The 25,565-nt window shown below is 71.6% G+C and carries 25 protein-coding genes; 12 read left to right on the top strand and 13 right to left on the bottom strand.

The window, feature by feature from the left end; all coding sequences use genetic code 11:
• Position 1: 1 nt before the first annotated feature.
• From RFN52_RS25165 to RFN52_RS25190, 6 genes are all read right to left on the bottom strand, one after another.
• Positions 2-622 (bottom strand): Uma2 family endonuclease, encoded by a 621-nt coding sequence (locus tag RFN52_RS25165; RefSeq protein ID WP_184849222.1) that lies wholly within the window; start codon positions 620-622, stop codon positions 2-4.
• A 152-nt stretch (positions 623-774) separates the two neighbouring features.
• A complete protein-coding gene (locus tag RFN52_RS25170) occupies positions 775-1,554 on the bottom strand; it encodes a succinate dehydrogenase iron-sulfur subunit (protein ID WP_031107859.1) in 780 nt (259 codons plus the stop codon).
• On the bottom strand, positions 1,554-3,308 hold the full coding sequence (gene sdhA, locus RFN52_RS25175) for a succinate dehydrogenase flavoprotein subunit (RefSeq protein WP_184849224.1): 1,755 nt from the start codon (positions 3,306-3,308) through the stop codon (positions 1,554-1,556). Before sdhA ends, RFN52_RS25170 begins: the two co-directional genes overlap by 1 nt.
• A 19-nt stretch (positions 3,309-3,327) precedes the next feature.
• Positions 3,328-3,810, bottom strand: a complete 483-nt coding sequence (locus RFN52_RS25180) for a succinate dehydrogenase hydrophobic membrane anchor subunit (RefSeq protein ID WP_184849226.1) — start codon at positions 3,808-3,810, stop codon at positions 3,328-3,330.
• A gap of 5 nt (positions 3,811-3,815) precedes the next feature.
• A complete protein-coding gene (sdhC, locus tag RFN52_RS25185; protein ID WP_031107855.1) occupies positions 3,816-4,196 on the bottom strand; it encodes a succinate dehydrogenase, cytochrome b556 subunit in 381 nt (126 codons plus the stop codon).
• Between the two features lie 220 nt (positions 4,197-4,416).
• A complete protein-coding gene (locus RFN52_RS25190) occupies positions 4,417-4,890 on the bottom strand; it encodes a 2-oxo-4-hydroxy-4-carboxy-5-ureidoimidazoline decarboxylase (protein ID WP_184849228.1) in 474 nt (157 codons plus the stop codon).
• Positions 4,891-5,180: 290 nt separating this feature from the next.
• On the opposite strand from RFN52_RS25190, the gene RFN52_RS25195 reads away from it, so the two are divergent.
• The 4 genes from RFN52_RS25195 to RFN52_RS25210 all read left to right on the top strand — a co-directional run bounded on the left by RFN52_RS25195 (position 5,181) and on the right by RFN52_RS25210 (position 8,614).
• Positions 5,181-6,782 (top strand): beta-N-acetylhexosaminidase, encoded by a 1,602-nt coding sequence (locus RFN52_RS25195; RefSeq protein ID WP_184854028.1) that lies wholly within the window; start codon positions 5,181-5,183, stop codon positions 6,780-6,782.
• 95 nt (positions 6,783-6,877) lie between these two features.
• On the top strand, positions 6,878-7,384 hold the full coding sequence (locus tag RFN52_RS25200; RefSeq protein ID WP_184849230.1) for a hypothetical protein: 507 nt from the start codon (positions 6,878-6,880) through the stop codon (positions 7,382-7,384).
• 108 nt (positions 7,385-7,492) lie between these two features.
• Positions 7,493-8,047, top strand: coding sequence for a hypothetical protein (locus RFN52_RS25205; RefSeq protein ID WP_184849232.1), 555 nt, complete (start codon positions 7,493-7,495; stop codon positions 8,045-8,047).
• A 171-nt stretch (positions 8,048-8,218) separates the two neighbouring features.
• The gene (locus RFN52_RS25210; RefSeq protein WP_184849234.1) at positions 8,219-8,614 is read left to right on the top strand and encodes a hypothetical protein; all 396 of its coding nucleotides are present in this window, start codon (positions 8,219-8,221) and stop codon (positions 8,612-8,614) included.
• Positions 8,615-8,616: 2 nt separating this feature from the next.
• On the opposite strand, the gene RFN52_RS25215 is transcribed toward RFN52_RS25210, so the two are convergent.
• Entirely contained in the window at positions 8,617-9,786 is a 1,170-nt protein-coding gene (locus tag RFN52_RS25215) for a peptidoglycan recognition protein family protein (RefSeq protein WP_184849236.1), read from the bottom strand.
• A 216-nt stretch (positions 9,787-10,002) separates the two neighbouring features.
• Here RFN52_RS25215 and RFN52_RS25220 point away from each other — a divergent pair, with 216 nt between their 5' ends.
• The 4 genes from RFN52_RS25220 to RFN52_RS25235 all read left to right on the top strand — a co-directional run bounded on the left by RFN52_RS25220 (position 10,003) and on the right by RFN52_RS25235 (position 13,632).
• A complete protein-coding gene (locus RFN52_RS25220; protein WP_184849238.1) occupies positions 10,003-10,623 on the top strand; it encodes an RNA polymerase sigma factor in 621 nt (206 codons plus the stop codon).
• 153 nt (positions 10,624-10,776) lie between these two features.
• Positions 10,777-11,580 (top strand): hypothetical protein, encoded by an 804-nt coding sequence (locus RFN52_RS25225; RefSeq protein ID WP_184849240.1) that lies wholly within the window; start codon positions 10,777-10,779, stop codon positions 11,578-11,580.
• Between the two features lie 382 nt (positions 11,581-11,962).
• Complete coding sequence (locus tag RFN52_RS25230) at positions 11,963-12,637, top strand: RNA polymerase sigma factor (RefSeq protein ID WP_184854029.1); 675 nt, start codon at positions 11,963-11,965, stop codon at positions 12,635-12,637.
• Positions 12,637-13,632: a hypothetical protein gene (locus tag RFN52_RS25235; RefSeq protein WP_184849242.1), complete on the top strand. Its 996-nt coding sequence runs from the start codon at positions 12,637-12,639 to the stop codon at positions 13,630-13,632. Before RFN52_RS25230 ends, RFN52_RS25235 begins: the two co-directional genes overlap by 1 nt.
• 294 nt (positions 13,633-13,926) lie before the next feature.
• On the opposite strand, the gene RFN52_RS25240 is transcribed toward RFN52_RS25235, so the two are convergent.
• On the bottom strand, positions 13,927-14,775 hold the full coding sequence (locus RFN52_RS25240) for a L,D-transpeptidase family protein (RefSeq protein WP_184849244.1): 849 nt from the start codon (positions 14,773-14,775) through the stop codon (positions 13,927-13,929).
• Between the two features lie 139 nt (positions 14,776-14,914).
• Between RFN52_RS25240 and RFN52_RS25245 the strand changes: the two genes are divergently transcribed.
• Together RFN52_RS25245 and leuE are read left to right on the top strand one after the other, a co-directional pair.
• Positions 14,915-16,495: an acyl-CoA mutase large subunit family protein gene (locus RFN52_RS25245; RefSeq protein ID WP_184849246.1), complete on the top strand. Its 1,581-nt coding sequence runs from the start codon at positions 14,915-14,917 to the stop codon at positions 16,493-16,495.
• A 48-nt stretch (positions 16,496-16,543) separates the two neighbouring features.
• On the top strand, positions 16,544-17,191 hold the full coding sequence (leuE, locus tag RFN52_RS25250) for a leucine efflux protein LeuE (RefSeq protein WP_184849248.1): 648 nt from the start codon (positions 16,544-16,546) through the stop codon (positions 17,189-17,191).
• Between the two features lies 1 nt (position 17,192).
• On the opposite strand, the gene RFN52_RS25255 is transcribed toward leuE, so the two are convergent.
• The gene (locus RFN52_RS25255) at positions 17,193-18,614 is read right to left on the bottom strand and encodes an FAD-dependent oxidoreductase (RefSeq protein ID WP_184849250.1); all 1,422 of its coding nucleotides are present in this window, start codon (positions 18,612-18,614) and stop codon (positions 17,193-17,195) included.
• Positions 18,615-18,689: 75 nt separating this feature from the next.
• Between RFN52_RS25255 and RFN52_RS25260 the strand changes: the two genes are divergently transcribed.
• Positions 18,690-19,340, top strand: coding sequence for a TetR/AcrR family transcriptional regulator (locus tag RFN52_RS25260; RefSeq protein WP_184849252.1), 651 nt, complete (start codon positions 18,690-18,692; stop codon positions 19,338-19,340).
• 14 nt (positions 19,341-19,354) lie between these two features.
• Here the strand turns inward: RFN52_RS25260 and RFN52_RS25265 are convergent, their stop codons facing one another.
• From RFN52_RS25265 to RFN52_RS25280, 4 genes are all read right to left on the bottom strand, one after another.
• The gene (locus RFN52_RS25265) at positions 19,355-20,275 is read right to left on the bottom strand and encodes a class I SAM-dependent methyltransferase (RefSeq protein WP_184849254.1); all 921 of its coding nucleotides are present in this window, start codon (positions 20,273-20,275) and stop codon (positions 19,355-19,357) included.
• A 64-nt stretch (positions 20,276-20,339) separates the two neighbouring features.
• A complete protein-coding gene (locus RFN52_RS25270; protein WP_184849256.1) occupies positions 20,340-21,494 on the bottom strand; it encodes an acyltransferase family protein in 1,155 nt (384 codons plus the stop codon).
• 176 nt (positions 21,495-21,670) lie between these two features.
• Positions 21,671-23,002, bottom strand: coding sequence for an alpha-2,8-polysialyltransferase family protein (locus RFN52_RS25275; RefSeq protein WP_184849258.1), 1,332 nt, complete (start codon positions 23,000-23,002; stop codon positions 21,671-21,673).
• Positions 23,002-23,988 (bottom strand): glycosyltransferase family 2 protein, encoded by a 987-nt coding sequence (locus RFN52_RS25280; RefSeq protein ID WP_184849260.1) that lies wholly within the window; start codon positions 23,986-23,988, stop codon positions 23,002-23,004. The genes RFN52_RS25275 and RFN52_RS25280 overlap by 1 nt, the downstream gene beginning before the upstream one ends.
• A gap of 198 nt (positions 23,989-24,186) precedes the next feature.
• On the opposite strand from RFN52_RS25280, the gene RFN52_RS25285 reads away from it, so the two are divergent.
• Entirely contained in the window at positions 24,187-25,533 is a 1,347-nt protein-coding gene (locus RFN52_RS25285) for a DUF6716 putative glycosyltransferase (protein ID WP_184849263.1), read from the top strand.
• Positions 25,534-25,565: the final 32 nt, after the last annotated feature.

Here is a 25,565-nt window from a genome sequence, read left to right on the forward strand (position 1 = left end):
GTCAGTCGCTCGTCTTCGGCCGGCCCGCCTTGAGGATCTCGGCCACGTCGAGAGTCACCTTCGCGCCGATGGAGTCCGGGAGGGTGACGAGCTCGCCGGGGGCGTGTGGGCGGTGGTTCTCGTAGGTGCTTCCGACCGGGTTGGTCAGGACGTGGAGGCGTTGGTGTTTGCGGTCCACGATGACGTAGACCGGGACCTTCGCCTCGGCGTAGGCGGCGACCTTCGTCTTCAGGTCGTTCTTCCAGTTTGTGGACGTGACCTCCAGCACCAGGCGGAAGCAGACCGGTTCGTAAGCGTTGTTCTCGACGTGATGGTCCTCGAAATCGGCGTCCACGACCGCAAGATCGGGGATGGCGTAGTCCTCCGGTTCCATGGGCAGCCACAGACCGACGCCCTGAAGGAGTTCGGTTTCGCCTCCATCCAGGTCGGCTGCCATGAAGGGACGCATGAGCTTGGTCAGCGCGCGAGCATGGGCGCCGTCAGGGGACGGGGTCACGAGGAGATGGCCTCCGATGATCTCGACGCGGTAGCCCGGATGGCGCTCCATGATCTCGTCGGCGATGGTCGTGAGGGTGACCGGCTCTTCGTCGTGGAAGGGCTGCTCGACGGAAGCTGCGGACATCAGGTGCCTCCTGGGAACTGGTGTCGAGAGCATCATCGTAGGCCGGACGACGTCCGTGCGGCCCGTTCCGCTGCGTTCACCCGATGGTGTGGCATATGCCAGAGGGCCCCGTCTCCAGCGGAAACGGGGCCCTCTTGGACAAGCGGTCGACCTCAGAAGCGGCGCGTGATCAGTGCGCGCTTGACCTCTGCGATCGCCTTCGTGACCTCGATGCCGCGCGGGCAGGCGTCCGTGCAGTTGAAGGTCGTGCGGCAGCGCCAGACGCCGTCGCGGTCGTTCAGGATCTCCAGGCGCTGCTCGCCCGCCTCGTCACGCGAGTCGAAGATGAAGCGGTGCGCGTTGACGATGGCGGCCGGGCCGAAGTACTGGCCGTCGTTCCAGAAGACCGGGCACGACGTGGTGCAGGCCGCGCAGAGGATGCACTTCGTGGTGTCGTCGAAGCGCTCGCGGTCCTCGGCCGTCTGGAAACGCTCACGCGTCGGCTCGTTCGTGTCCTTCGTGATGAGGAAGGGCATGACGTCGCGGTACGCCTGGAAGAACGGCTCCATGTCGACCACGAGGTCCTTCAGGACCGTGAGGCCCTTGATGGCCTCGACCGTGATCGGCTTCTCGGGGTTGATGTCCTTGATCAGGGTCTTGCAGGCAAGACGGTTCTTGCCGTTGATCCGCATCGCGTCCGAACCGCAGATGCCGTGGGCGCAGGAGCGGCGGAAGGTGAGGGTGCCGTCCAGGTCCCACTTGATCTTGTGGAGGGCGTCGAGGACACGCTCCTTGGGGTCGATCTCCACCTGGAAGTCTTCCCACACCGCTTCCGCCGCGACCTCCGGGTTGAAGCGGCGGATGCGGAAGGTGACCGTGATGTAGGGGGAGTCGGCGAAACCGGGCTCGGGCTTGCCGGCCGCGTCTTCCTTGTCCAGAACAGGGGTAGCCATCAGTACTTACGCTCCATCGGCTGGTAGCGGGTCTGGACGACCGGCTTGTAGTCGAGACGGACGGTTTCGGAACCGTCGGCGCCGACCTCGCGGTACGCCATGGTGTGCCGCATGAAGTTGACGTCGTCGCGGTTGGGGTAGTCCTCGCGGTAGTGACCACCGCGGGACTCCTTGCGGGCGAGCGCGGAGACCGCCATGACCTCGGCGAGGTCGAGCAGGTTGCCCAGCTCGACGGCCTCCAGCAGGTCCGTGTTGAACCGCTTGCCCTTGTCCTGGATCGACACGTTCTTGTACCGCTCGCGCAGCTCCGCGATCTTCTCGACCGCAGTCTTGATCGTCTGCTCGGTGCGGAACACCATGACGTTGGCGTCCATGGTCTCCTGCAGCTCGCGCCGCAGTTCCGCCACCCGCTCGTTGCCGGTGGCGTCGCGCAGCCGCTCGACCTGCTCGACCACGAGCTCGGCCGGGTTCTCCGGCAGCTCGACGAACTCCGCCTTCTGCGCGTACTCGGCGGCGGCGATGCCCGCGCGCTTGCCGAAGACGTTGATGTCCAGCAGCGAGTTCGTGCCGAGGCGGTTGGCGCCGTGGACGGACACGCAGGCGACCTCGCCGGCCGCGTACAGGCCCGGGACGACCGTGGTGTTGTCCGCCAGGACCTCACCCTCGACGTTGGTCGGGATGCCGCCCATGGCGTAGTGCGCGGTGGGCTGGATCGGGATCGGGTCCGTGTAGGGCTCGATGCCGAGGTAGGTGCGGGCGAACTCCGTGATGTCCGGGAGCTTCGCGTCCAGCTGCTCCGGCGGGAGGTGCGTGAGGTCGAGGTAGACGTGGTCGCCCTCGGGACCGCAGCCGCGGCCCTCACGGATCTCCGTGTAGATGGAGCGGGACACGACGTCACGGGACGCGAGGTCCTTCATGACCGGCGCGTACTTCTCCATGAAGCGCTCGCCGTCCTTGTTGCGGAGGATGCCGCCCTCACCGCGGGCGCCCTCCGTCAGCAGGATGCCCATGCGCCAGATGCCGGTCGGGTGGAACTGGAAGAACTCCATGTCCTCCAGCGGCAGCCCGCGGCGGTAGACGGCCGCCTGGCCGTCACCGGTCAGCGTGTGCGCGTTCGACGTCACCTTGAAGAACTTGCCGCAGCCGCCGGACGCGTAGACCACGGACTTCGCCTGGAAGACGTGGATCTCGCCGGTCGCCAGTTCGTAGGCCACCACACCGGCGGACTTCTTGACGCCGTCGACCTCGGTGATCAGCTGGTCCAGGACGTAGAACTCGTTGTAGAACTCCACGCCCTCCTTGACGCAGTTCTGGTACAGCGTCTGGAGGATCATGTGGCCGGTGCGGTCGGCCGCGTAGCAGGAGCGGCGGACCGGGGCCTCGCCGTGGTTGCGGCTGTGACCGCCGAAGCGGCGCTGGTCGATGGTGCCGTTCGGGGTCCGGTTGAACGGCAGGCCCATCTTCTCCAGGTCGAGGACGGAGTCGATGGCCTCCTTCGCCAGGATCTCGGCGGCATCCTGGTCTACCAGGTAGTCACCGCCCTTGACCGTGTCGAAGGTGTGCCACTCCCAGTTGTCCTCCTCCACGTTGGCGAGCGCGGCGGCCATGCCGCCCTGCGCGGCGCCCGTGTGGGAGCGGGTCGGGTAGAGCTTGGTCAGCACGGCGGTGCGGCTGCGCTTCGTGGACTCGATGGCCGCGCGCATGCCCGCGCCACCGGCGCCGACGATGACGGTGTCGTACTTGTGGATCTTCATGATTCTCGCAGCCCCGTGCCTAGCGGATGTTCGGGTCGAAGGTGAAGATCACCAGCGTGCCCAGCAGGATGGTGAACACCGTGGCCGTGTAGAGCAGGCCCTTGAGCCACAGCCGGGTGTTCGCGCGCTCCGCGTAGTCGTTGATGACCGTGCGCAGGCCGTTGGCGCCGTGCAGCATGGCGAGCCACAGCATCAGCAGGTCCCAGACCTGCCAGAACGGGGACGCCCAGCGGCCCGCCACGAAGGCGAAGCCGATCTTGGAGACGCCGCCGTCCAGCACGAGCTGGATCAGCAGGTGGCCGAGGACCAGGATGACCAGCACGACGCCCGACAGGCGCATGAAGAGCCAGGCGGCCAGCTCGAAGTTGCCCCGGGTGCTCTTCGGGGTCTTCTTGGTCCGCTGGCGCGGGGCCTCGATGAAGGGCGCCGGGTTGTCGACGGTGTAGACGGCGCCGCCCTCGACGGGGCCGACGCCGGCAGCGGTCTTCTCAGACGTGGACATTGGCGTCAGCTCCCGAACAGTTCACGAGCGGCGTGGCCGAGGACGGGGTAGATGGCCCCGAGCATCAGCACGACCCACAGGGCGACGACGGTCCAGAGCATCTGCTTCTGGTAGCGGGCGCCCTTGATCCAGAAGTCGACAGCGATGACGCGCAGACCGTTGAGCGCGTGGAAGAGGATGGCGGCGACGAGGCCGTACTCCAGCAGCGCGACGATCGGCGTCTTGTACGTGGCCACGACGGTGTCGTAGGCCTCAGGGGACACACGGACGAGAGCGGTGTCCAGCACGTGGACGAACAGGAAGAAGAAGATGAGGACGCCGGTGACTCGGTGAGCCACCCAGGACCACATTCCTTCCCGGCCGCGGTACAGCGTTCCAGCCGGCACGGAAGTTTCCTCCGGGAGCGGGGATTGGGGCCGCGCCGGCTTGGTGTGTCGGTCGGGCCCGGCCGGGTACGGTCCACCGGCCCCCAGCATCGTAGCGATGCGCTGCCGCTGGGCTGAGCCCGGGTCCCTGGGTGTGATCAAACTGGCACGCAAAGAGGTACTGGTGGGCTAGTGCGGCCCAGGGGGCAGGGGGTGTTCTTGGGACGCCGGGTGCGAGTCGTCAGTGGTTGCTCGCGCAGTTCCCCGCGCCCCTCAAGGCGCTGACCAGCCGCACGCTCGCCAGGCGGCGGAGTTCGTCGGCCACGACCGCGCGCTCCTCCTCGGGATCGTTGGTCAATCGCGACCGGATGGCCGCGAGGAGGCGGTCCAGGGTTTCCGACGGGGACAGGCCGTCCAGGCAGATGACGAACATGTGCCCGAAGCGGGCCTCGTAGGCGGCGTGGGCCGCGCTCAGGGCGGTGTGGGCCGCGGAGTAGGTGTCCGGCGGGAGGGTGGGAAGGGGCTCGGCCGCCAGCGCTTCCGTGAGGTCGGACCAGGTCAGGTCGTAGGCCGCCTCGTCCGCAGCGGCCAGCAGCGAGTCCACGTCCGGGTAGGGGCGGTGGTCCGCGACGCGCCGGGCCCAGCGGAGGCTGCGCAGGCAGGCGAGGAGGGCCTGCTCCAGCTCCTGTGCGGAGGCTGCGTTGAAGTGCTCCACCGGTATGGCGAGTCGGCCGGGGAGGTCTGGGAGACGGTGCGCAGGCAGCGTGGGTCCTCGTGGGCGTCACGTGTGTCAGCAGGGCGAGCTGTGAGAGATGTGACGTCACGCTATCGAGTACGACCATGACGTGTCCGAAGGATGCCTGAATTTCACCCGGGCGGGAGAGATTCGGCACGCGTGGTGGACGCGCGCCATACGGCCCCGGGTTTTAGGTTGGCTGAGTGAGTCAGCACAGGCGCCGGACTTCGGCGAAGCAGGAGAAACAGCGGCAGGTGCTGGTCGTGGCCATGGCTGTAGCCCTGGTCGTGGTCGCGGCCGGGGTGAGTCTTGGGCTCTGGGCGGCCTCGGGCGGCGACGGCGGGTCCACCGGCTCTCAGGCCAGATCCTCGCAGGGGGCCACCGCGGCCGCCCCGCCGGACCAGGCACCGGAGGCGGCCCCGACCCCCAGTCCGACGCGCTCCTACCCCCTGTCCGAGGCACCCCGCACCATCCCCGCCGTGCGCGACCACGAACCGGCGCGCGGTCCGGGCTGGAAGCCCGAGAAGGGCAACCGGGTGGTCGTGGACGACCCGGCGCTGGCCGACGAGGGCCGGCTGGTCGCGGGCGAGCTGGGCTTGGCGTACGCGGGCGAGAAGGGCGACAAGAAGGCCGGGGACCTGCGGCTGGCGCTGAACGGTGACAAGGGCGCGAACCCGGAGTCGTACACGATGACCGTGCGCGACGGGCGGGTGGAGATCGACGGGCCGTCCGACGCGGGGGTCTTCTACGGCACCCGCACGCTCAAGCAGGAGACCCACGACGGCGGCACGGCGCCCGAGGGGGTCGTGAAGGACGAGCCGGCCAAGCCCCAGCGCGGGTTCATGCTGGACATCGCGCGCAAGAACTTCACGGCCGGCTGGATCGAGGACCGCGTCCGGGAACTGGGCGACCTGAAGTTCAACCAGCTGGGGCTGCACTTCTCCGACGACCAGGGCTTCCGGATCGAGTCCTCCTCCCATCCCGAGATCGTGTCGCAGCAGCATCTGACCAAGGCGCAGGTGCGGAAGATCATCGACCTGGCGCGGAGCCGGCACATCACGGTCGTGCCCGAGATCGACTCGCCCGGCCACCTGGGCGCGGTCCTCGACGCCCACCCCGACCTGCAGCTGCGCAGCGCGCAGGGGTCGGCGGTGCAGGGCGCCATCGACATCTCCAAGGCGGGGAGCGCCGAGATCGTCGACGACCTGCTCAACGAGTACGCGGACCTCTTCCCCGGCGGGCCGTGGCACCTCGGCGGCGATGAGTACCAGGCGCTGACCCGGTCGGACCCGGAGGCGTCGTTCCCGCAGCTGGCCGCCGCCGCCCGGGAGAGGTACGGCTCCGGCGCGACGGTCGCCGACCTCACGACCGGCTGGCTGAACGACCGGGCCGACACCGTCCGCAAGCACCAGCGCGTCCCGCGCGCCTGGAACGACGGCTTCTTCCGCGGCACCTCCGTCCAGGCCGCCAAGGACATCCAGGTCGCCTACTGGACGGGCAAGGAGATCGGCGCCCGGGCTCCCCTGGAGTACCTGGAGGCGGGCCGCAAGGTGATCAACTACAACGACGAGTTCCTGTACTACGTGCTCGGCGAGCCGCAGACCTTCGTCTACCCGACGGGCCAGCGGATCTACGAGCAGTGGACACCGCGGGTGCTGCGCGGCACCGCGGCCGTCCCGGCGCGCTACGACGGCCAGATCCTCGGCGGGTCCTTCGCCGTCTGGTGCGACCTCGCGAACTCCCAGACGGAGGACCAGGTGGCGGCCGGGATCCGGATGCCGCTGCGGGCGACCGTCCAGAAGCTGTGGGACCCGGACAGGCCCGAGCTGTCCTGGGCGGAGTTCCGGGCGCTGGCGGACAGGCTCGGCTGACCGGAACGAATTGGCGCATACGGCTGCGAACTCGCGTACGCCTGTGGTCGTCTTCTGGCGCGAGTGGAGTCGAATATGCCGGGGGGAACCGGGACATGGGCTACTGGGGATATTTCGTCGTGGGCCGGGGGGAGCGGCCGCTGCCGGAGCTGGACGCGCTGGCGGGGGCCGGGGAGGGCCCGACGCAGCGCGCCTCGGCGGCGGGCGGATGGCAGGTCTGGGAGTACCCGAGCAGCGACGGCGACATCGGGAACATGAACGCCCTGGCGCGGGAGACCGGGGCGCCCGCGCTCTTCGGGTACGTCATGAACAGCGAGTGCGTGGTGCTGGAGGCCGCGGCCCCGGAGAGCGGGGCGTGGACGACCTGCCTCGCGCGCTCCGCGATGGCCGGGTACCTGGGGGCCGGCCGCGAGGGTCTCACGCTGGAGGACTACTTCCTGGAACCCGGTGACGCCGCCGAGCGCGCCGTGCGCTGGGCCGCCGAGGCCGGGTGCGAGGTGAACGCCGACGCCCTCGTGGCCGTACTGACTTCAGACCCTGACCCCCTGGCCGAAAACCTCTTGTTCCGCTTCCTCGACAGGCTGGGCGTGGTGCCCCTGTGACACTCCGGGGCCGTTGCGCGCAGTAAGGGGAAGTGCGGGTTCCGTGAGGGGTGAGGGCTGGTGGCGGCCTGATCGGGCCCCGGAGAAGGCCCGCGGAGGGAGGCGTGGATGAGCCTGGTGGAGTTGATCGCACAGGCCGACGAACGCGGGCTGGCCGCGAGCGGGCTGGCTTGTCTCGATCGGTGCGTGCCCCTGCTGGGCGGCGACGACGAGACCCTGCGGCCGGTGTGGGCGAGCCTCGGCGACGACGCCGGCGCCGGTGAGTGGGGCGAGCGGCTGGAGCAGGCGCGCGGCAAGCTGGACGCGGCCGGCGCCGGGGACGAGGCGGCCGTGCTCGCCCACCGGATGCTGGAGGCCGCCCCCGCCGAGCGGTCCGCCGCGGAAGTCCGGGTGTGGGCCGACGCCTGCTCCGTCGCCTCCCTGCAGATCCACCGGCTCCTGGACACCGCCCAGGACGAGGCCTCGACCGTGGACTCCCGCCGCGAGGGCCGTACGGACGGCATGTCACCCCTCGTCGCCGCCGAACTGCGCCGCCAGGTCATCGTCCTGGAGGTCCTGGCCGGACACGGTCCGGCCGGGCTGCGCCGGGCGCTGGAGGTGTCGACGGAGGGGCGGCGGGTGCTGCGCGCGGTGGTCTCCCGCCGGAGCCGGCAGCAGGGCTGAGTGGGGCCGCCGACGGCCCGACCGGCCTGAGAACCACTGAGGGACCCCTAAACCCGCTTCCTGGAAGGGTCCTGTGACTGTCCCTTGGGCAAGGTGGGGCAATCCTGCGCCGCTTCGGGGCAGTCGCCGATTCCGGGTGACGAAACGCTTCGTCGCAGCGCTTTCCGGGATGTGACGACTCAAGCGGAGACCAGGCCATCGGCGGCTGCGAAGCCGCTGCGATGGGCGGCGGACACAGTGGCGACGATGCGCGAGGGAGCACGGCTGCACCTCGACTACTCGGCACAGAGTCTGTGGAGCATCGACCGGATGATCGAGGGGATACGGCAGGAAGGAGCGCCCGAGGCCGCCGTCCAGCAGGCACTGCGCGGCTTCGGCGCCTACGCCGGTGAGGTGATCGTGCGTCAGACCGGCGCCGAGTGGTGGGCGACCGGCGGCGACCACTGGATCCGCACCCCCGACGGACGCCTGTGGGACCCCATCGACGAGGCCCGCCGCTGCTACGCCGGCCACGGTTCGCTGCGGTTGCTGTGCCGGGACGCGGTGAGCACCGAGCCCCGGGCATAGCGTCAGCGGGTCGGCACGCCCTCGTCCTCGTCCTCGTTCCAGGCCCCCGGCAGTCCCGAAGCGGCCTCGGCCAACGTGCCGGCGCTCGTGGCCAGGGTGCGGATCCTGGGCAGGTCGTTGTAGAGGTTCTGGCCGGGGCACTCGGTGGGGTAGCCGTCACGGTGCCCGGAGATGCGGTGGAACGTGACCTTCTGCCCCAGCTTGTACTTGCCGTTGTCGGCACCGGAGGTCAGCACGACCGTCCCGGCCGGGTTGATGCCGTAGAGGCCGAGTTTCCACGCCGCGACCTTCGCGACCGACTGGCGCACCGCGGCGTTGGCGGCCGCCGTGGAGTAGTTGCCGAGCACCGAGATGCTGCTGGTGGCGGTGTTGAACCCGTAGGTGTGCGCGCCGAGGACGGGCTTGTCGACGCCGCCCGCACGGCCCTCGAAGACGGTGCCGCACTTGTCGACGAGGAAGTGGTAGCCGATGTCGTTCCAGCCGTTGCTCTTCACGTGGTAGAGGAACACGCCGCGCACGATCGACGCCGACTGGGAGCACGCGTAGGCATTGGTGCCCGCCGTGTGGTGCACGAAGATCGCCTTGGTGTTGCCGGTGTACGTGGGCGGGTCCTTCACCAGGGACTCGTCGGCGCCCCAGGCGGAGCGCGACGTCATGGCGGGACGCCCGGCGAGGAGCGGACCGGCGGCGGCGTCCGGTTCGACGACGGTGGTGTGCACGGCGTCCGACCCGGCCTCGGGGTCGACCAGTTCGACGCGCAGCCCCGTCGGCAGGCGGGCGCCCGAGACGCGCACCTGGAAGCCGTCCGATGGCCCGGTCCACAGCGGCTGGGTGCTGCCGCGCACACCCGGCCGGTCGCGGTCGGGGCCCGCCTCGGGCGTACGGGCGTCCGTCTCCAGGGGGTGCCACTCGCTCCACACGCCGCTCTCCCGGGAGCGGGTGCGCACCTGGGCGGTGCCGTTCAGGGTCGCCTCCGGGTCGTCCCAGGTGAGGCCGATCAGGCTGAACGGCTCAGTGGTGCGCGGGGCGAGGGACCGTTCGCGGGGGTCGCCGTCCGGCACCCGGACGGTGTGCACCCCGTCCGGGGAGGCGGCCCGGGCGGGCTGGGTCAGGCCGAGGGCGCCGATGGCCAGGGCGGTGGCGACGGCGGTGCGCAGGAGGCGGGGTGTCATACGGTGCTCGCCTTTCGTGGGCGGTTGCATCGCGAGCAGAGCTCCCCGGTACGTCACTTGGCCGAAACCTCCCCGGGGCCGGGCTCCCGAGGACGGCGGGCGGGGTTGACCCGAACGGCCGTCGCCGCCCGGAGCCTGACGCGCTGTGACACTTCCGCGAAGACCGGCGCTGATGACCGTGGGAGGGCGCGCAGCCGGCACGGACGAGGACGGTACTTGGGTCAGGGAACGGAACCCCGGCGCGGACAGGCGTACGACGGGGAACTCGGCGCGGCCGTCGCGAAGGCCCAGCAGGGTGACGAGGCGGCCTTCGCGGTCGCCTACCGGTTCGTGCAGCCCGGACTGCTCGGCTATCTGCGCGGCCTGGTCGGGGACGACGCGGAGGACGTGGCGTCCGACGCCTGGCTGGAGATCGCCCGAGACCTCGGGCGGTTCCGGGGCGACGGGGCCGGCTTCCGCGGCTGGACGGCGACCATCGCCCGGCACCGGGCGCTGGACCATCTGCGCCGGCAGCGGGTACGGCCCCGGTCGTCCGCGCTGGAGCAGGACGTCCTGGAACTGCCCGGACCGCAGAGCACGCACGACCAGGCGCTGGAGGCCCTCTCCACCGAGCGCGCCCTGGAGCTGGTGCGGGGGCTGCCGCGTGACCAGGCCGAGGCCGTGCTGCTGCGGGTGGTGGTGGGCCTCGACGGGCCGGCTGCCGCACGGGTGCTGGGCAAGCGTCCGGGTGCGGTGCGCACGGCCGCCCACCGGGGCCTGAAACGCCTCGCCGGGCAGCTGGGCGCGGAGAAGAGTGTGACGGATGGGGCTCCCCGGACGCTGGGTGAGTCGACGTGAGCGGAATCGACGGTTTCGCTCACGGGCCGGGCGGGTCGCGCGGATCCGGCGCCCTGAACAGGGCGGACCGGTGTGACGTACTGGGGCTCGGCGGGCCGGGCGGCGCCGCCGGAGCGGACGGATCGATCGGATCGAGCAGGAACGGAAACGAACATGGGTGAACGGCAGAGCGACGGCGGGCTGTCCGGCCGTGGTTCCCGTCACGCCCTCCTCGACTCCGACGTGGAGGCGCTGATCATCGCCTCCCTCATCCGGGACGGCGTCGACGCGGAGGCCGAACAGCGGGCCGTGGCGGCCTTCCGGGCCGCCCGGGAGGCCGGAGCGCCGCGGACGCGCACCCGCCGCCGGGACGACTGGCGTGCCCGGGAGCGGCGCCACCTCGGACGGTCCCTGAAGACGACGCTCTCCGTGCTGCTCGCCAGCCTCACGCTGGGCGGTGTCGCGGTGGCGGCGATCGGCGTGGCCGGATCGCCCGACGAGGGCCCGGAGGACGCCCCCGGCCGCTCGCCCGCGCCGAGCAGCGTCCCGCGCGACCCGGCGCAGCAGCCTCCCCGTGGCAGCCACAGCCCGGGCACCGGCGCCGGTTCCTCGCCGGCTCACCCGGACCGGCCGGACGCCGCCCAGGACGCCGAGGCCCACTGCGGCGCCTACGAGCGTGCCGGGGGACGCGGCAACGCCATGGACGCGACGGCCTGGCAGCGGCTCGTGGCCGCCGCCGGCGGTGAGAGGAACGTCACGGCGTACTGCGCCGAGCGACGGGACGAACCACAGGCCGGGAGCGGCGGCTCCGGGAACGACGGGCCCGCCGAGGACGACGGCGCACCCGCCGCGAACGACGGTGCGGACAACGGGCCGGACAACGGCGCGGCCGACGGACCGGACAGCGGTGCGGGCAGGAGCGGGAGCGAGGGCAAGCGCTCCCAGCCCGAAGGCCGGCCCAACGGCCGTAACGAATAAGGGATTCCACGAAGCGCCGGCCGGCACCGCCGGGCGGGACGCGCATCCGCCGGCACCTGCCTTGGCAACGGCCGAGGCCGCCACCCCCCACAGGAGAGGCCCCGGCCGTCGCGCGGCACGGGCCGCGCGGCGGCCCGTACTCCCTACAGCGCCCGGTGTGCGTTTTCTGTCACACCCCGCCGCGTCACGGCTTAGTTGCATCTCGGGCGGACATGGACGGGGAGTGGTTTCAGGTCGTAACGTGCCATTCGCGCCAAGGCGAAGGCGGTACGACCACCGCAACCACCTGCGGTCCAGGCACCGCAACCACCAATTGAGCAACCACGACGGCGAGAACCCGGTCCGCGAGAGCGGCGCCGGTTTAGGCGCAGAAGGGCGCGCGGTGCTGGGGGACGACGCGGAGCTGACCGCCGCGGTGCGCGCGGCACAGGACGGAGACGAAGACGCGTTCCGGACTGTGTACCGCACCGTTCACCCGCGGCTGCTCGGGTACGTACGGACACTCGTCGGCGACCCCGACGCCGAGGACGTCACATCCGAGGCGTGGCTCCAGATAGCCCGCGATCTGGAGCGGTTCACCGGCGACGCGGACCGGTTCCGCGGCTGGGCCGCCCGGATCGCCCGCAACCGCGCCCTGGACCACATACGCATGCGCGGGCGCCGGCCCGCGATCGGTGGTGACGAGACCGAGCTGACCGGCCGGGCCGCCGAGTCGGACACCGCCGGCGAGGCCATCGAGGCGCTCGCCACCGACGGCGCGTTCTCCCTGATCTCCCGGCTGCCGCAGGACCAGGCCGAGGCGGTCGTGCTGCGCGTGGTGGTGGGCCTGGACGCGAAGAGCGCCGCCGAGACGCTCGGCAAGCGTCCGGGCGCTGTCCGCACGGCGGCGCACCGCGGTCTGAAGCGGCTCGCCGAACTGCTCGGCGACGACCCGCAGGCCGATCCGGAATCGGCCGGGGTGCTCGACGCCCTGCCGCCCCAGCGAGAACCGCGCCGCGGTGCCGTGACGTCCGCAGGTGTGACGCGTAGCGTTGCGCGGACGCAGAAGGATGTGTGATGGCCGACGAGCAGTACAGGTGGCTGGACCGCGAAACGGCGGAGCGTTTGCTGAGCGGAGAGCCACCCGGAGCTGTCGAAGGCGCCGGCCGGGACCAGGCCGAACACCTCGCCAGAACCCTCGGCGCGTTGTCCGCCAAACCCCCGCTGACCAGCGATGAACTCCCCGGCGAGGCCGCCGCGGTGGCCGCTTTCCGCAAGGCCCGCGCGGAACGCGCCGACGCGAGGGCGGCCCGTGCGGCCACCGGCGGACGGGACGCGGCCGGGACCACCGACGCCGGGCTGGTCCGTATCGGCAGCCCCGGCGGCAGCGGCGGCGGGTCCGCACGCCGGCCCCGCTGGGCCCGTCCCGCACGCTTCGCCCTGGCCGCCGTGCTGGCCGTCGGCATGGCCGGCGGGGTCGCCCTCGCGGCCGGAACCGGAGCCCTGAGAGCGCCGTTCGGCGGCGACGAGCCCGACCCCGGCGCCTCCGTCTCGGCCGCCGCCACTCACCCGGAACGCCCGCTGGTGTCGCCCTCGCCGAGTGACGCCGTGCAGGGCGGCTCCACCCCCGAGGACGCCCCGGGCGGCTCGTCCACGGGCGGGTCCGGTACCCGGGACCGGGACGAGCGGCGCGACGACGCGGCCCCGAAGCCGAAGGACCGGGAAGGCCGCTCCGGCGACCACCGCAGGGAGATCACCTCCGCCTGCCGCGACCTCCGCGACGGCAAGCGGCTCGACCCCGACCGCAGGCGCGCCCTGCGGGACGCGGCGGACGGCCTCCGGGTGGGGAAGTACTGCAAGGGCGTCCTGTCCCCGGCCGGCCCCCGCTCCGGGGAGCGCCGGCACGACGACCGCGCGGACCAGGGCCGGCACCACGGCAAGGGCGCGGACCGGGACCGCGACCAGGACCGGAAGCAGGACCGGAAGCAGGACCGGAAGCAGGACAAGGCCGAGCGGAAGAGCGACCGGCAGGCCGACCGGAAGGCCGATCAGCGGTCCGGCAAGAAGGACTGACTGTGATGACGGCGATGACGGCCATGACGGCCAGGTCGGCGATGACGGCGCGAACCATGGCCGGTCGGGAAGCGCTCTCGCACCGCTGTGACCTGCGGTTTCGTACCCGCTGAAAATCTTCCGGCCGAGGGTGTGACGTTTTCGGCCGCCCCGGCGCAGTAATGAGTGAGCCGACTGGTCATCGGCCGTCGCACAGAGCCGGGGTTCCCCCCGTACCTACGGCTCGTGCACCTGAGCGCGGGCGGGACACGTTCCCCCGGTCCCGCCCGCGCCCCATCCTTCCTCTCCCCGCCGTCACCAGGACACGACGACCTTGTCGCCGTTGCGGACCTGCGCGTACAGCTGTGCGATCGCCGTCTCGTCCCGTACGTTGACGCAGCCGTGCGAGGCGCCCGCGTAGCCCCGGGCGGCGAAGTCCGCCGAGAAGTGCACGGCCTGGCCGCCGCTGAAGAACATCGCGTAGGGCATGGGCGAGTCGTAGAGCGTCGAGACGTGGTCGCGGGACTTCCAGTAGACGGAGAAGACGCCCTCCCGGGTCGGCGTGCCCTGCGAGCCGAAGCGGACCGCCATCGTCGACACGGTCCGTCCGCCGACCATCCAGCGCAGCGTCCTGCTGGTCTTGTCGATGCAGAGCACCCGGCCGGTCCGGCAGCGCACGTCCGGCGGGTCGGCCCGCTGGCCGCCCATCAGATACAGGTCCCACCGGCCCGGCTCGCGCGTCATGCGCAGCAGCCGCTGCCAGGTGACGGCGTCGGCCTTTCCGGTGCTCGGCAGCCCCCGCTTGCCCTGGAAGCCGCTCACCGCCCGCTCGGTCGGCTCGTCGTAGGTGCCCGTCGGCCCGTCGAACAGCCAGGCGACCTGCCGCAGCCGGGCCTGCAGCTCCCGGACGTCCCGGCCGGCGTCGCCGCGGGACCACAGCACGCGGGGCGGTGCGGGGGCGGCACGGGGCTTGTCGTCGTCCGGCCGCGGCGCGGGGTCCGGCCCGCCGCCGTCACCGGCGGGCGTGCGGCCCGGGGACGGGGTGGTGCTGGGCAGCTCGATGTGCACCGGCGAGCGGCGCTTCCCCTCGCCGTCGGGGGTCTGCACCGTGCAGCCGGTCAGCGCGGCCACCACGACGAGTCCCGCTACGAACGCTCTCCCCATGCCCGTAGTACGCACACGGCCCCCCGCTCGTCTCACCGGTGTGCCCGGATGTCACCTGAGATGTTCCCCGGGCGTGACCGGCCGTGAACCAGGGGGCATGGTGGTGAGCGAGGTCACTCTCGGCGGGAGGCAATCCACCATGGCGCGTGAGTCGGAGTCCGGACTGCCCATCGAGCCGGTCTACGGGCCGCAGGCCCTCCAGGGCTGGGATCCGGCGGAGAAGCTGGGGGAGCCGGGGGAGTTCCCGTACACCCGCGGTGTGTACCCGTCGATGTACACGGGCCGTCCGTGGACGATGCGCCAGTACGCGGGGTTCGGTACGGCCGCGGAGTCCAACGCCCGATACCGGCAGCTGATCGCGCACGGTACGACGGGTCTGTCGGTCGCCTTCGACCTGCCCACCCAGATGGGCCACGACTCCGACGCCCCGATCGCGCACGGCGAGGTCGGCAAGGTGGGGGTGGCCATCGACTCGGTCGAGGACATGCGGGTGCTGTTCGGCGGGATCCCGCTGGACCGGGTGTCGACGTCGATGACGATCAACGCCCCGGCGGCCCCGCTGCTGCTCCTGTACCAGCTGGTCGCGGAGGAGCAGGGGGTCGGCGCGGACCGGCTGACGGGCACGATCCAGAACGACGTGCTGAAGGAGTACATCGCCCGGGGGACCTACATCTTCCCGCCGAAGCCGTCGCTGCGGCTGATCGCGGACACCTTCCGGTACTGCCGGGCCGAGATCCCGAGGTGGAACACCATTTCCATCTCCGGCTATCACATGGCCGAGGCGGGCGCCTCGCCCGCGCAGGAGATCGCCTTCACCCTGGCCGACGGCATCGAGTACGTGCGCACCGCCGTGGCCGCCGGCATGGACGTGGACGATTTCGCCCCGCGGCTGTCGTTCTTCTTCGTGGCGCGGACCACGATCCTGGAGGAGGTCGCGAAGTTCCGTGCCGCGCGGCGGATCTGGGCGCGGGTGATGCGCGAGGAGTTCGGGGCGCGGAATCCGAAGTCGCTGATGCTGCGGTTCCACACCCAGACGGCCGGGGTGCAGCTGACGGCCCAGCAGCCCGAGGTGAACCTGGTCCGGGTCGCCGTGCAGGGCCTGGCCGCGGTGCTGGGCGGGACGCAGTCGCTGCACACCAACTCCTTCGACGAGGCCATCGCCCTGCCCACCGACAGGTCGGCACGGCTCGCTCTGCGCACCCAGCAGGTCCTGGCCTACGAAACCGACGTGACCGCGACCGTCGACCCCTTCGCCGGGTCCTACGTCGTCGAGAGGATGACCGACGACCTCGAAGCGGCGGCCGTGGCGCTGATGGACAGGGTTGAGGATCTCGGCGGGGCCGTCGAAGCCATCGAACAGGGCTTCCAGAAGGGCGAGATCGAACGCAACGCCTACCGCATCGCCCAGGAGACCGACTCCGGAGAGCGGGTCGTCGTCGGCGTCAACCGCTTCCGGCTGGACGAGGAAGAGCCCTACGAGCCGCTGCGCGTCGACCCCGCCATCGAGGCCCGGCAGGCCGAACGCCTGGCCGAGCTGCGCGCGGAGCGCGACCGGCCGGCCGTGGACGCGGCCCTGGCGGCGCTGAAGAAGGCCGCCGAGGGCGACGACAACGTCCTCCACCCCATGAAGGAGGCCCTGCGCGCCCGCGCCACCGTCGGCGAGGTCTGCAACGCACTGCGCGAGGTGTGGGGGGCGTACGTCCCGTCGGACGCCTTCTGACCGAAGGGAAGGGCGGGGGTGTCAGACCCGCGTGCGACACTCATGCGCATGTTCGGCGTCATTGATCTGCCCACCTATCTGGCGGGCCTCGCCCTGATCGTCCTGCTGCCCGGTCCCAACTCGCTGTACGTGCTGTCCGTGGCCGCCCGCCGTGGCGTGCGCGCCGGGTACCGAGGCGCCGCCGGGGTCTGGTGCGGGGACACGGTGCTGATGACGCTGTCCGCGGCCGGAGTCGCCTCGCTGCTCCAGACGAACGCCGTGCTGTTCGCCGTCGTCAGGTACGCGGGGGCCGGGTATCTGACCTGGCTGGCCGTCGGCATGCTGCGGGCCGCGTGGGGCATGTGGCGGGCCCGCGGGGAGCGGACCGCCGGTGACGAGGCGCCCGCGCCGGCCGGGGAGCGGCCCTTCCGCCGTGCCTTCGTCGTCAGCCTGTTCAATCCCAAGGCGATCCTCTTCTTCGTCGCCTTCTTCGTGCAGTTCGTGGATCCGGCGTACGCCCATCCCGCCCTGTCCTTCGTCGTCCTCGGAGTCCTCGCGCAGCTCGCCAGCGTGCTCTACCTCAGCGCGCTGATATTCGGCGGCACCAGGCTGGCCGCCGCCTTCCGCCGCCGCAGGCGCCTGTCGGCGGGGGCGACCTCGGCGGCGGGGGCGCTGTTCCTGGGCTTCGCCGTGAAGCTGTCGCTGGCGGGCCCGTAGGTCAGGCCCGCCGGCAGAGGCCGAAGCGGGCCAGGTAGTCCGGGAGTCCGGCCGCCGTGTCCGCTGCCCAGCCGACATGGCCGTCGGGGCGGACGAGGTACAGGCCGGGCCCGTACGTCCCGGGTGCGGGGCCCCGTACGACCCGGATCCGCCCGCCGGGATCCGGTGCCGGTGCGCCGCCCAGGGCCAGCAGCGTCCAGTGCGGGCCGCGGAACGCGTCGAAGAGCCGGACGCCGGCCACCGTCCCGTCGGGTGCGCGGTCGCCCGCCCGCAGCGCGCCCGGGTCCGTCCGGGTCTCGTGGGTGAGCGGCGACTTCCGGTAGCCGATCCCGAGTTGGCGGGTCGCCCCGCCGCGCCGGGTCTCGCCGCGGTGCACACGCGTGGACAGTCCGAGCACATCGGCGGCCACGGGCCGCCGCTCCTCCTCGTAGGAGTCGAGCAGGGCCGCCTCCGCGCCGTCCCGCAGCACCGCGCCCAGCTTCCAGCCCAGGTTGTAGGCGTCCTGGACGCTGGTGTTGAGGCCCTGACCGCCCGCGGGGGAGTGCACGTGCGCCGCGTCCCCGGCGAGGAAGACCCGCCCGGAGCGGAAGCGGTCCGCGAGGGCCGCCCGGGGGCGGAAGTCCGAGGCCCAGCTCAGCTCCGTCACACACTCGGGCGCGAGGTGCGAGCGGGTGGCGACGACCTTCCGGATGCCCTCCAGGGAGAGGTCCGGTGCCGTCCCGTCCGGGAACTGCGCCACCAGCTGGAAGTCCTCGGTGCCCGGCAGCGGGCAGATCGCGAGGAAGCCCTCGCCCTCGCCGGGCGGGAAGACGTGCCAGTTGTCCCGGTCGAGGCCGCTGACCCGGACGTCCGCCACCAGCGTCGGGCTCGGATCGACGGTCTCGCCCGTCATGCCGATGCCGAGCAGCCTGCGCACGGTCGAGCGGCCGCCGTCCGCCGCCACGGCGTACCGGGCGGTGACGGCCTCGCCCGAGGCGAACTCCGCGCGCACCCCGCCCTCGTCCTGCGTCAGCCCGACGAGCTCCCGGCCGAAGGCCACCTCGCCGCCCAGCTCCGCCAGCCGCGCCCGCAGGATCCGCTGCGTGCGCCACTGCGGCACCATCCACGGCTCGTTGTACGGCGCGTCCTCGGTCGGCTCGGCCGCGTCGAACATCCGGTGCTCGCCCGCCCGCCTGCCGTCCTGCCAGATCATCCCCACCGGGTAGGTGCCGCCCGCCGCGCGGATCGCGTCCAGTACGCCCAGGTCGTCGAAGACCTCCATCGTGCGCGGCTGGATCCCCTTGCCGCGCGAGCCGGGGAACAACGCCCCCGCCCGCTCGGCGACCAGCGCGGGCACGCCCCGCCGGGCGAGGTCGATGCCGAGTGCCAGGCCCGTCGGGCCCGCGCCCACCACCAGCACGTCCGTGTCCCTGGTCGGCTTCATCGGCCACCCTCTCCTTAACGCTGTTAAGTAGCTCCGCTTCACGAGGGTCGCCTTAACGGTGTTAAGTTGTCAAGCGTGAGTACGGAACGACGCGAGCCCCTGGACCGCCGACGGGTCGCGGACACCGCGCTGCGGCTGCTGAACGAGACGGGCCTGGACGGCCTGACCCTGCGTGCCATCGCCCGGGAACTGGACGTGAAGGCGCCCGCCCTCTACTGGCACTTCAAGGACAAGCAGGCGCTGCTCGACGAGATGGCGACGGAGATGTTCCGCCGGATGGTCGCCGGTACCGCCCTCGACCCCGCCGACACCTGGCGGGAGCGGCTGCTGAGGACCAACCGGGGGCTGCGCGCGGCGCTGCTCGGCTACCGGGACGGCGCGAAGGTGTTCAGCGGCTCACGCTTCACCGGCATCGAGCACGCGGGCCAGATGGAGGACAGCCTGCGCCTGTTCACGGCCGCCGGTTTCACCCTCGCCCAGGCGGCCCGCGCGCTCACCACGACGTACCTGTACACACTGGGCTTCGTCACCGAGGAGCAGGGCGTCCAGCCGCTGCCGGGCGAGCGCCGCGAGGGCTACGACATGGACGAACGCGCCCGCCTGATGGCCGACTTTCCCTTGTCGGCTCAGGCGGGCGCGGAGATCTTCGAGGACTACGACCGGCACTTCGAGGAGGGACTCGCCCTCGTGATCGAGGGGATCGGGGCGCGCTACGGGGTCTCATGACGCGGTCCGGCGCGTCAGGACCGTTTCACGCGGGCCCGGCGCACGGCCCGGGTGATCACGGGCGGCAGCAGGTCCTTGGCGAGCCGGCGGGCCCGGGAGGGAGCCGGCCGGGCCGGGCGCGCCGCGGCCGACTCGGCGACCCGGGGAGCGGGGGCCGACGCGGCCACGGGCTCCACGTAGTGCCGTGAGGGCGGGAAGGGCGGCGGCTTCATGCCCCGCGAGCGGGTCCGGATCAGCCGGTGCCCGGCCGCCTCCTGAAGGCTCAGCCCGACGTCCGAGCGCTGCCGCAGCATCTCCAGCAGCTCCTCCTGGAGCGGCTCCGGATCGCCCCAGGTGGCGTACAGCTTCTGCGTGCTGAGACAGATCGGGCGCAGACCCCGGTTGAGGACGGCCTCCCAGGCGGCGACCGCGACACCCGGGGTGTGCTCGGACCGGAAGTCGTCCAGGACGACGACGCCCTCGGGCAGCAGGATGTCGTGGGCCGCGCCGATGTCGCCGTACACGTGCTCGTACAGGTGCGAGGCGTCGATGTGGATGAAGCGGCAGGAGTCCGGGGCCACCTTCTCGTCCACCAGGGAGCTGGGGCCGGTGATCACCGTCGGCAGGGTGTCGTGGAAGGAGAGGTAGTTCCGCTCGAACGCCTGCTGGGTGAGCGAGGCGTACGACTTCGAGGACTCGGCCTTGTTGGCCTCGTCCGGGGCGTCGCCCTCGAACAGGTCGCAGACGGTGAACTGTTCGCCGTCCTGGAGGTGGTGGCCGAGGAGGATCGCGCTCTTGCCCATGTAGACGCCGAGTTCCAGCAGGTCGCCCTTTATGCCGGCCTTCTTCTGCTGGTCCAGGAACCAGGTGAACAGCGTCTGGTCCAGCGGCGGGAACCAGCCCGGGACGTCGGCGAGTTCGCCGGGGTGCGTGTCGGTCGCTTGTGCTTGGGTCATGAGACGAGCCTTCTCTCTGAGCGTTGCCCCGATCGACGGCCGGTTGAACGTCCCGTGAACAGGGTCAGCGGGTCTTCGTCAGGGCCGCCCGCAGCCGGGGCGTCAGCGGCTTCTCCACATACTTGTTCAGCAACCATGCCAGCAGCAGCATTGACGCCACCGTCAGCGCGAAGGTCACCCCTGAGGCGAGCCCCAAGCCGCGGTGCAGGGCATGGATCACGACCCAGCCGAGATGCTCGTGGACGAGGTAGAAGGGGTACGTCAGTGCGCCCGCGACCGTCAGCCACCGCCAGTTGACGCGGCCCAGCAGGCCCAGCGCGATCGCGGCGACCGCCACGAAGCCGAACGTCACGACGGCGATGATCCCGAACGAGGAGCGGTAGGAGAAGGCATCCGGGTCGGGCGCGTGCCACAGCCCCTGCACCGCGTAGTGCTGGCCGATCAGCCAGCTGACGGCGACGATGGCCCACCCGTAGACGTCCCGCCGGTCGCGGTGCACGAGGTAGAGGCCGACACCGCCGATGAAGAAGGGTGCGTACTCGGGCATCAGGACGATGTCGAGCAGCGGCATGTGCGCGTTCTCGGCGATCACCGCCGCCAGCGTCCAGCCCGCGCAGAACATGATCACCCGGCGGCGGTTCGCCCCGGGCAGCACGACGCACAGGGCGAACAGGGCGTAGAAGCGGACCTCCGCCCACAGGGTCCAGCACACCCCGAGCACCCGGTCCACGCCCAGCGGCATCTGCAGCATGGTCAGGTTGACCAGGGCGTCGCTGGGCGAGACGGCCTGGTAGGCCACCACCGGCAGCGCGAACACCGCCGTGACGATGAGCACCGCCACCCAGTAGGCGGGCAGCAGCCGGGAGGCGCGGGAGGCGAAGAACGACTTCAGGGGACGGCCCCAGCCGCTCATGCAGATGACGAACCCGCTGATCACGAAGAAGACCTGGACGCCGAGGCAGCCGTAGGCGAACAGCGAGTGCAGGGTGGGGAACTGGTCCCTGGGCGAGGTGCCCCAGGCCTCGGCGACCTCACCGCCGCGTCCGCCGTAGTGGTACAGCGCCACCATCAGCGCGGCCACCAGCCGCAGTCCGTCGAGGGCGCGCAGCCGGCCGCCGGAGTCCCCTCTGCGCCGTGGGACGGTCGTGGCGCCCGGTGGGTCGACCAGCACGGCGACACCGGGCTGGGGCTTACGGGTGCTGACGACCGTCTCGGTCACGCTGGAAACCTCTGTGTGGCTCGTATGTCCTTTGCCTGAGCCGCCTGTGGGGCGGGCGCCTGTCACCCTAGGACGAGAGTTGACGTAATTACGTTCGATGGCGACAGGCTTCGCCCGCCGGTCTCCATGGGTTCATCTGGATGTCGCCGGGGGGCGGGCGGCCGGGCGGGACCGGCTCAGCGGCGGACCGCCTTGCGCAGGGCCCGGGCCCTCCTGACCACCCGGCGTGCCGTGGAATTGCGCGGCAGGAACGCCAGCCGCTGCGGAATGCCGCCGGGCAGTCCGAGCGCGGTCAGACGGCGCTTCTTGAAGTAGCGCCGGGTGCGCGGCCCGAGATGCCGGGCGAGGAACCGCTCGGCATGCGGGCGCAGGTCCGGGTAGATCTGCGGCTGCATGGTGAACCCGAGGGCCGTGACGAGGGCGGACAGCCGCTCGGCCGGCAGGAGGTCACCGTCCGTGCCGCTCTCCAGGTCGGGCAGCAGCGCGTCCGCCAGGGTGGCCGGTACCCGGTTGCTGTTCTGGTACGGCGTCAGCCGCTCCAGCAGCAGCTCGGTGCCGATGCGCGCGGCCGGCAGGTCGTAGAACGCCGAGGCCGTGAACAGCGCGGTCGAGAAGCAGCCGACGACCAGCGCGGGCCGGGCCCGGTCGAACAGCACCTCGGCGAGCACCGGCGTGTCCAGCACGGTGAGGTCCACGCCGAGCTTCTCGGCCTCGGTCTCCAGGGCACGGCTGTAGCGGGCCGGTGCGGTCGGGTGGGGCTTGAAGACGACCGTGCGGTGGCCGCGGGCGACGGCGCCCCGCATCATCCGCACGTGCAGGTCCTCCTCCTCCTCGGGGGAGAGGATGTTCAGCGCGGACAGGTACTGGCCGAGCAGCAGCGCCGAGTCGCCGGGGACGTCCGGCAGCTCGGGCACCGTCTCGGTGACCTCGCCGAGCACCTTCAGGAACGCGGGCGTCGGCACCAGGTGCGCCGGCACGCCGAACTCGGTGAGCAGCACCGGCGTGAGCCCCGGCACCAGATCCAGGTGCAGCAGCCGCCGCACGCGCGTGCCGACCAGCGGGTCGAGCTTGTTGCGCGTGGGGCCGTAGCTCATCAGCCCGTCGGCGTAGACGTCGACGGGCGCGTCGGTGAACAGCTGGGCCACCGTCAGCGCGGGCGCCACCTGGATCGACTCCAGCACCAGGCTCACCCGGTCGTCGCCGAGCCCCCACAGCAGCCGCAGGTAGCGCTCGAAGAGGGGGATGTCGTCGGCGCGCGGCGCCCAGGCCCCGGGGTGGAAGGGGCGGATCGCCTCGTTCCAGGACAGCACCTCGTCGAAGTGCTCGCGCAGCGGGGCGAACCCCGGCATCTCGTCGAGGGCCGGAGTGGTCTCCGGGGTCGTGGAGTTGTTGAACACCAGCAGCACCCGGCGGTCCGGCTCCTCGAAGAGGTCCGAGTCGATCGCGGCGGCCAGGGTGGCGACGCCGTACAGCGTCGAGGCGCAGAAGATCTGAGTGGTCCCGGGCATCAGGCGGCCGCTCCCGTCGTGGTCACCCGGCGCCGCAGCCGCCGCAGCTTGGACGAGCGGTCCATGTCCATGGCCTCCAGTGCGTCACCGAGTGCGTCCTGCGGCATGCGCTTGATGGCCGCCGCGCTCATCGACCGCAGCTGCCTGGCCACGGCCGGTTCGAACCTGTCTTCGTTGGAGAGGTGGTGGGCGATGATCGCGCAGTAGGTGCGTACCGCCTTCGGCAGCAGCCGGCCGGCGTCGCGGTCCGCGGCCGTCTCCTCGATCACCTGGTCGAAGGCGCGGATGAAGTCGAGCTGGCGGACGTCGCCGATCTGCGTCAGGGACGAGGCGACCCCGCGCCGGTAGAACACGCCCAGCAGGCTCACCACGGCGAAGGACTCCGCCTCGCGGTGCAGCCTCCAGATCCACGGCCGGTCCTCGGCCGTGCGCAGCCCGTCTGTGAAGTGGAGCAGGCCCTTGTCGACCAGGCGGCGGTGGTAGGCGCCGGCCCAGGCGTAGGCGTAGTCCACCGAGGTCGAGCGGTGGGCGGGCAGGATCGCCTCGCGCGGGCTGAACACCTCCCAGCGCCGGCCGATCGGCACCCTGCTCACGGAACGGGCCCGGGCGGTGGCCTGCACATGGTCGGTGCGGACGAAGTCGCAGCCCAGGTCGTCCATCGCGGACACCAGTTCGGTGAAGTAGCCGGGGGCCAGCCAGTCGTCGCCGTCCAGGAACGTCAGGTACTCGCCCTGCGCCGCGTCCAGGCCGGTGTTGCGGGCGGTGGCGAGCCCACCGTTTCGCTCATGCCGGATGTACCGCACCTGGGCGACATCCGAAAGGTCCTCGGCCGCTCGTTCGAGAATGGCCGGAGTTTCGTCCTTCGAATGGTCGTCGACCAGGATGAACTCGAAATCGCGGTCGGCGTTCAACCGAAGGCTTCTGAGGGTGTCCGGGGCATATTGCTGCACGTTGTAGAACGGCACGATCACGGAAAGCTTAGGCACCCGCAAAACGTTAGGAGGCCGCCCGGCAGTGGAACTTTCCGATGAAGGTACACCGGGTGAACTCCATGTGTCAGAACGGTGCACCCCGTGTACTTCCCGCTTTCCGGCAGGCCAGTTCGGCTCTCGGTGGGCTGTTGTTAACTTTTCGTTGAGTCGCGGTTCCGCCATACCTAGGATTCGCTTCCTAGCGTCATCGACGTGCCAGTAAGTACACCGAAGCGCCCGCGAATCGCGGTCCTTGCGGACTCCGACACCCGATGGAAATGGGGTGCGCTGACCGCGGACCGCATCGCCCCGGGACCGTCCATGGAAACCGCACCGCGGGAGGGCGCGCAAGTCCGCCCGCTCCTCGACGGATTCCTGCTGCGCGGCCGGGCGACGCCCACTCCGCGCCAGCTGGAGGAAGTGGGCGTGCGCGCCGACTCACTGCGGGAGGTCACCGCCGCCGAGTTCCTGCGCGCCATGGCCGAGGAGTCCTACGACCTCCTGGTCCTCTCCCTCGTGGGCGGCGGTGTACAGGCGATGCTGCACGGCCTGAAGCACGCCTGGCAGGACCGCACCGAGCGGCCCGTCGTCGTCACCGGCTACGTCGGCGTCGTCTACGAGAAGCTCGCCGACGGCCTGCTGCTGCGGCACGGCGCCGACCTCGTCCTCGCCAACTCCCGCCAGGACGCGGACCGGTTCCGGGCCGTCTACGAAGGGGTCGGCGCCGACGCCTCCGCGGTGACCGAGGTGGCCCTGCCGTTCCTCGGCGGCGCGCCCTACGAAGGTGAACACGACCCCTGCACGGTCGTCTTCGCCGCCCAGCCCTCGGTCCCCGAGAGCCGCAAGGACCGTACGTACCTGCTGAACCGGCTGGTGCAGCACGCCCGCCGGCACCCCGAGCGCGAGGTGCTGCTGAAGCTGCGCTCCAAGCCCGGCGAACACACCACCCACATCGAGGAGCTGCCGTACCAGAAGCTGGTGCAGCGCCTCGATCCGCCCGCCAACTTCCGCCTGGTGTACGGCAACATGGGCGAGGTCCTGGACCGGACCGACCTGCTGGTGACGGTCAGCTCCACGGCCGCCCTGGAGTCGCTGCACCGGCGGATCCCCACCGTCGTACTGACCGACCTCGGCATCCGCGAGTCGCTCGGCAACCACCACTTCGTGGGCTCCGGCTGCCTCGCCTCATGGGACCAGCTCGACGCCGGGCACCGGCCCGTACCCGACGAGGAGTGGGTCTCCCGCCAGGGCGTCGCCGCGGACGGCTCCTACGACTCCGCCTTCGACGCTGCCCGCGAGCGCATCGCCAAGCTGCTCGACCGGCCCGGCGGCCTGCCGCCGCTGGCCCCGTACTACACCCCCGTCACCGCGCCCGGCTATCTGCCCGGGATCCTCGCCCGCCACCACCTCGGCCCGGACGGCGCCCCGCTGCCCGGCGCGCCCGCCGCCGACAAGGACCCCGGACCGGTCCGGCAGATCGTGCGCCGGGCGGCGCGCGGCGCCTACCGGCACGGCGTGCAGCGCGTGGCGCCCGTCATCCGGCGGATGGGCGAGCTGTGAGCCGCCCCGACACCCCTGCCCAAGGAGTAGAC

The organism is Streptomyces collinus (assembly GCF_031348265.1).
Lineage (GTDB): Bacteria > Actinomycetota > Actinomycetes > Streptomycetales > Streptomycetaceae > Streptomyces > Streptomyces collinus.

What these genes read in the sequence shown, in the direction of transcription:
- RFN52_RS25215 (WP_184849236.1), bottom strand. Translation starts at nt 9,786, where the DNA reads ATGACACCCCGCCTCCTGCGCACCGCCGTCGCCACCGCCCTGGCCATC.
- RFN52_RS25170 (WP_031107859.1), bottom strand. Translation starts at nt 1,554, where the DNA reads ATGGCTACCCCTGTTCTGGACAAGGAAGACGCGGCCGGCAAGCCCGAG.
- RFN52_RS25255 (WP_184849250.1), bottom strand. Translation starts at nt 18,614, where the DNA reads ATGAAGCCGACCAGGGACACGGACGTGCTGGTGGTGGGCGCGGGCCCG.
- RFN52_RS25195 (WP_184854028.1), top strand. Translation starts at nt 5,181, where the DNA reads ATGGCTGTAGCCCTGGTCGTGGTCGCGGCCGGGGTGAGTCTTGGGCTC.
- RFN52_RS25200 (WP_184849230.1), top strand. Translation starts at nt 6,878, where the DNA reads ATGGGCTACTGGGGATATTTCGTCGTGGGCCGGGGGGAGCGGCCGCTG.
- leuE (WP_184849248.1), top strand. Translation starts at nt 16,544, where the DNA reads ATGTTCGGCGTCATTGATCTGCCCACCTATCTGGCGGGCCTCGCCCTG.
- sdhA (WP_184849224.1), bottom strand. Translation starts at nt 3,308, where the DNA reads ATGAAGATCCACAAGTACGACACCGTCATCGTCGGCGCCGGTGGCGCG.
- RFN52_RS25275 (WP_184849258.1), bottom strand. Translation starts at nt 23,002, where the DNA reads ATGCCCGGGACCACTCAGATCTTCTGCGCCTCGACGCTGTACGGCGTC.
- RFN52_RS25205 (WP_184849232.1), top strand. Translation starts at nt 7,493, where the DNA reads ATGAGCCTGGTGGAGTTGATCGCACAGGCCGACGAACGCGGGCTGGCC.
- RFN52_RS25165 (WP_184849222.1), bottom strand. Translation starts at nt 622, where the DNA reads ATGTCCGCAGCTTCCGTCGAGCAGCCCTTCCACGACGAAGAGCCGGTC.
- RFN52_RS25180 (WP_184849226.1), bottom strand. Translation starts at nt 3,810, where the DNA reads ATGTCCACGTCTGAGAAGACCGCTGCCGGCGTCGGCCCCGTCGAGGGC.
- RFN52_RS25240 (WP_184849244.1), bottom strand. Translation starts at nt 14,775, where the DNA reads ATGGGGAGAGCGTTCGTAGCGGGACTCGTCGTGGTGGCCGCGCTGACC.
- RFN52_RS25245 (WP_184849246.1), top strand. Translation starts at nt 14,915, where the DNA reads ATGGCGCGTGAGTCGGAGTCCGGACTGCCCATCGAGCCGGTCTACGGG.
- RFN52_RS25235 (WP_184849242.1), top strand. Translation starts at nt 12,637, where the DNA reads ATGGCCGACGAGCAGTACAGGTGGCTGGACCGCGAAACGGCGGAGCGT.
- RFN52_RS25265 (WP_184849254.1), bottom strand. Translation starts at nt 20,275, where the DNA reads ATGACCCAAGCACAAGCGACCGACACGCACCCCGGCGAACTCGCCGAC.
- RFN52_RS25225 (WP_184849240.1), top strand. Translation starts at nt 10,777, where the DNA reads ATGGGTGAACGGCAGAGCGACGGCGGGCTGTCCGGCCGTGGTTCCCGT.